Here is a 5,313-nt window from a genome sequence, read left to right as displayed (position 1 = left end):
AATAATAATATCTAGCAAACTATTATATATTTTTGTAATGTTGAAGCATAATAAAAATATAAACTATGCTATTACTATGAGAGATTATAAACCAGGCTATTCAGCATCCAAGGTCAATTATTCTTATAGGTTTACTAATACCGCGTCCGATGTTTTTAGAATTGTTGATAATCTGGAAAATGACATGCGTGATTCTAAAAAAGAAAGTATAACTCCGGCAATAAAACAATTTTTATTTAAAAACCTTACAGAAATTATCAATTCAAGTAGAGCAGGGGATCGGCATAACTTTAAAATATCGTTAGATACCTGCTTAGGAAGAAGTGATATACGTGATTCCGTGAAATTAATTATACTTCATAAGCTATATATTTTCCTTAAGCAAAAAAATAATATTTTTGCACGAAATGTTGATCAATACTATGAGAATCTAGTTTCAAAAAAAATAGAAATTTATACTCGAAGAGAATCAGAGCACGATATAATAGAGCTAAACATATTTCTCCCACTAGTCAGAACTTTGAAGAAGGTTCTTAACCAAGCAGAATTATCAGCACCGACTACTGAATATCTTAATAAGATATGTAAAGAAATTTTATGTATGCGAACAACAGCCGGTATAAATAGTAATTATTGCAATTCACAATGTGCAGACTACCTGCTTGATATATTCCAACTTAATCCTTCATTATATGAAAAAAGAGCAAATGCTATAGAAATTATAAGCAAGTTATTTGAAAGAGAACTTCTTCTCAATTTTCAACAAAAGCTTAGCTGTATATATACATTAAGTGGGTCGCTTATAGTATATTTGGGTATCTTGAATGTAAAAACAGATACCGGGATATATGAAGAAGTTCATCTTTGTTCCCGGGCGATTATTTCATACTTGTATAATAATGATAGATATAAATGTGTGGGTAGCAAGGGGGATTTTTTGAGCCCTGCAGATGCTGTTATTAGATTAAGAAAACTATGTAATGATAAACCATTGCTTTCATATGATGATTCTTTACATAAGATATTGGATAAAATACATTCTTTTTTTAAGTCTCAAGGTCATACCTCAATATTTGACCTTACCAGGAGAGTTGTAGCAAAAGCTGAGGAATTATATAATTCTAACAATGATACTTATAAAGAAAGATATAGTAATAACGATTCCCTACCTTTTTCATATACACAACAAATTACTGCACAAAGAGAAAACAGAACACAGGATAGCCGAAGATACTACTGATATTATCCTGTCTTAGTAAAGAAGGTGATGTTGCAAAGATTAGAGAAGGTATATGAAGTACTGATGTATTATCAGTTAAGCGGTTCAGATAGGAGTGTAAGTTAATAGCTATAGTTGGAAGACTCATTCAGATTTAATCCTAATTTACAGTATTGTCAGTATTTTCAAATGGTACCTTAGTATATAATTAAAATTTAAATAATATACTTATATTTTATAAAATATATTAATTTACAACTTCAATAGATTAGTTTTAAGATAAGTTTTAATAATATTAAAATTTTAATTAGAGTCATTAAACTAATTTATGGGTAAAAGTGTATTTAAGAAAGATATAGTTGTAAGACTGAAAGAATTTAATAGCGAAATGCCGTTAAGTAAAATAGAAAAGATAGTTGATACTTTTTTTCAGGAAGCCGCAACCGCATTGGTATGCGGGGACAGAGTCGAACTACGGGGACTTGGTTCTATGGTGGTAAAAAAAAGAACTACAAGGCTTGCAAAGAACCCGAGAACTAATCAAAAAATTGAAGTTGGTAATAAAGGAGCATTATGCTTTAAACCAAGTAAAGAACTTATTAAAAAACTTAATAAAGTTAGTAGCTAATAAATACAGTAATATTTTAAACAAACTTTAGAGCTTACTTATATTTAGCTAACCACTTCTTGAAATTAAAGGGAGAAAATATGATTGAAAAGAATGTTCAATTTTTAGAAGCAGTAGAAAATGGGGATAAGGAGAAAGTTATAAACCTTGTTAACAAGGATCCTACTTTGTTAAAATATACTATGGAGGATGGATTTACCGCCATACATTTAGCATCATTAGAAGGGCATAATGAGGTAATTGAGTATCTGATAAGCAAAGGTATGAATGTTAATGTAGAAACTAATGAAGGAGAGACTGCCATACATCTTGCTGCATATGAAGGTTATAATCAAACTATAGAGTTATTATGTAGAAATGGTGCAATTTTTTCACCATTAGAAGTATATGAAAACTTATTAGAGGGAATAAAATTAAAAATTATTGAAGATAAGGATTTTATAAAAGCTATAATATATAATAGCATGCAAGTATTGGAAGAGTTCCGGTTAATTGAACCGAACGCCATAGAAGATAGTACTAATAGTGAAGTTCTGGAAAACATGTTGGTTAATGATCTTAAGAATCATTCTTTTATAGTGCCTGTTATTGACAATTTTATAAAGAAAAAAATAAATATAGAGAATCTAAGTTTACAGGATAATGATTTAGAAATTATGTTAAATAACTTGCATAGTAAAAATAGGTATTCTTCATATTATAAGTGCCTATATTTTTTAATTGAAAATGGTCTGAGACTCGATCACATTATCCCTATTATTGAGACTATAGACAAAAAACAGCAAGAAGATAAAAAAATAAAAATTGAAACGCCAGTAGAAGAGAAAGGCGAGGGTGGAAAGAACAGGAAAGTACCTAGGCTTTTTAATATTATAAAACAACACATAGCTAATGGATCTACAAATGAACTTGCAGGATATACAAATATATTTCAAAGAATAAGAGAAAATAATTTAGAATTAGAGGAGATTTTAATTCCTGATGAAGTAAAAGAAAAGATTATGGATTGTTTGATTGATAGAACAAATAACACAAGATTTGAAGTATTACCAACTAAGCGTGAAGCAAACTCATGGATTAGCAAAGCTCTAAAGAGTGAATTTATAATTTCCCGTAATAATGAAAAATAATAATACCCAAAAGTGTAAGAAACGATCGTTTTATACACTGCTTAGCTTTTTATAAGTAGCCTAACGTAAAATAACAACTTTCTAGTGTATAAACCAATCTCCAAATCATAATGTATAAACTATGTATTTTAGATGAGTACAGGGATATGTGTATGTAAATTTTAATTATAATATATTCAATTAATAAATTATTTAAATATATTACATACTTTTCCGTCTATTAGTACTTAGGTTGATTGTATTGTTATGAATTATATCTATATAAAGTATTGCTATCATTGTAGCATATAAGGTTATTTAGAATAAACAACTATAAGTTAAAAATTGGTTTAATATATAAGTAACTAATCATTGTAAATACAATAATACATTTTTAATATAAAAAAATATATTGAATATATAAAAGTAAACAAGTATATTTGTTAGTAATATATAAATCTCATATAAAGTTAAATGGAACTAAGAACACATATAGATATCCATGGTAAATTACTAATACCTTCTCAAATTAGAAAGCAACTAAAAATGAGGGCAGGGGATGCTTTTGTTTTAAGGGTGGTTGATAATGAAATAAGAATAATTAATTTAAACCAAGTATTATCAGAAGTACATGATCTGGTAAGTAAATATATACCACAGGGCACATCACTAGTTGAAGAACTAAGAGAGATGAGAAATAAGGAAGTTGAAATAGAGAACGAAGAAGGGAAAAAGTGAGCAAATTGGTTGTAGATAGTTCTGTATTATTAGCATTTATTAATAAAGAGATAGGATCCGAGTTAGCAGGAAAGTTATTAAAGGATTCGGTAATGTCTAGTGTCAATGTAGCAGAGTGTGCTGCAATACTAACTTCCAGACATAATATACCTATTAAAGAAGTAAGATTTATAATAGATAAGCTTATAGGCAATATAATAACATATAATGAAGAGCATGCATATATAACAGCTGAGCTGGAGATAATAAATAAAGAGCGTAAATACGGCTTATCACTTGGAGATAAAGCTTGTTTAGCGTTAGGTAAGTATTTAAGCATACCTGTATATACGGCAGATAAGATATGGGGTGATATTGAGATAAGCGGTATAGATGTGAAGCTGATAAGGTAGAGTAATGCTAATAGGGTATGCAAGAGTTTCAACTAGTGATCAAAATTTAGATATGCAGATAGATGCACTAAAGAAAGCAGGGTGTGGAGAAATATTTGCAGAGAAGATAAGCGGGACTAAAGCAGATAGACCTCAGTACATGGAGCTAAAGAAGTATGCAAGAAGTGGTTTAGATACAGTAGTAGTATACAAGCTAGATAGGCTAGGAAGATCATTGAGGCATCTGATAGATGAGATAAGAGAATTAAATAGTAGAGATATAGGATTTAAGTCATTACAAGAAAATATAGATACTACTACTTCAGGTGGTAAGTTATTCTTTCACATATTTGCAGCTATAGCAGAATTTGAGAAGGATATAATAAAGGAAAGAACCTTATCGGGGTTAAGTGCGGCACGAGCTAGGGGCAGGTTAGGGGGAAGGCCTAAGAAGCTAAGTGAGCCGGAGCTGATGATGATGAGAAGGTTATATGCAGATAAGAGTAACAGCATAGCAGAGATATGTAAGATGTTTAAGATAAGTAGATCCTTATTATTTAAGTCAGTAAACATTTAGTAAATATAGTGAAAAGGAAAGAACTTAGGGCATTTAAACTATAAATGCTTAGAAGTGTATAAAAGGAATGTAAGCAAATAGAATATCTATAAAGTTAATATTTAATTAACTTTAATCAAATATAAATAACAAATTTTTCGTAAAAACTAATACAATAACTCTTGTAAATTTATATTTCATAAACAATGTTTACATTATATTCAAGGTTTAAAAATTAAAATTATAAATTCCAAACTAATATATTTAAGAACTTTAAACTAAAGTTAAAAAATTAAGTTTAATAAAGAATATTTAATATAGAAGCAAGAGAGCAAAATGAGAGCTGAAAAAACCAGCATAATCGAAAATAAGCAGCATGAAATAATTACTCAATTGAAGGAGTATTATTTAAATTTTAGGAATTTAAATAATTTAATAGTAAAAGAGCAGCCGATAACGGATGGTTATATCAACTTAGCTATTTTCAAGAAGAAAATAGTAGAAGAGAATGAAAAAAAGTTAAGAGAAGTCCAAGGCAGAGAAGAGGGGAGCAGAGATAAAATAGGAAAACTTAGGGAAGAAAGATTAGAGACTTACGAATCTATGCACGAAGAGAAGGAATCTATAGAGATTGATAAGTTATTTGAGAAGAGAGAAAATAAGGAGATAAAGAAATTAGCAATATACGGAAG

Annotated in this window: 7 protein-coding genes; all 7 read left to right on the top strand. The window is 29.1% G+C overall.

Annotation, left to right across the window (positions count from 1 at the left end; all coding sequences use genetic code 11):
- A partial coding sequence (locus NF27_RS02955; RefSeq protein ID WP_204367858.1) for a hypothetical protein occupies positions 1-1,240 on the top strand: 1,240 nt, incomplete at its 5' end.
- A 307-nt stretch (positions 1,241-1,547) separates the two neighbouring features.
- Positions 1,548-1,847 carry an HU family DNA-binding protein gene (locus NF27_RS02950; RefSeq protein ID WP_039454507.1) on the top strand — a complete coding sequence of 100 codons (300 nt, stop codon included), beginning with the start codon at positions 1,548-1,550 and terminating at the stop codon, positions 1,845-1,847.
- Positions 1,848-1,927: 80 nt separating this feature from the next.
- Complete coding sequence (locus NF27_RS11090; RefSeq protein WP_053332531.1) at positions 1,928-2,977, top strand: ankyrin repeat domain-containing protein; 1,050 nt, start codon at positions 1,928-1,930, stop codon at positions 2,975-2,977.
- A gap of 453 nt (positions 2,978-3,430) precedes the next feature.
- Complete coding sequence (locus NF27_RS02940) at positions 3,431-3,694, top strand: hypothetical protein (protein ID WP_039455622.1); 264 nt, start codon at positions 3,431-3,433, stop codon at positions 3,692-3,694.
- On the top strand, positions 3,691-4,086 hold the full coding sequence (locus NF27_RS02935) for a PIN domain-containing protein (protein ID WP_039455619.1): 396 nt from the start codon (positions 3,691-3,693) through the stop codon (positions 4,084-4,086). Before NF27_RS02940 ends, NF27_RS02935 begins: the two co-directional genes overlap by 4 nt.
- Before the next feature lie 4 nt (positions 4,087-4,090).
- Positions 4,091-4,642, top strand: coding sequence for a recombinase family protein (locus NF27_RS02930; RefSeq protein ID WP_039455618.1), 552 nt, complete (start codon positions 4,091-4,093; stop codon positions 4,640-4,642).
- 315 nt (positions 4,643-4,957) lie between these two features.
- On the top strand, positions 4,958-5,313 hold a 356-nt coding region (locus NF27_RS02925), incomplete at its 3' end, for a hypothetical protein (RefSeq protein WP_039455617.1).

The organism is Candidatus Jidaibacter acanthamoeba (genome assembly GCF_000815465.1).
GTDB lineage: Bacteria > Pseudomonadota > Alphaproteobacteria > Rickettsiales > Midichloriaceae > Jidaibacter > Jidaibacter acanthamoebae.
Note: the sequence above shows the minus strand (reverse complement) of the source record. Positions and strands in the feature narration are given on the sequence as shown.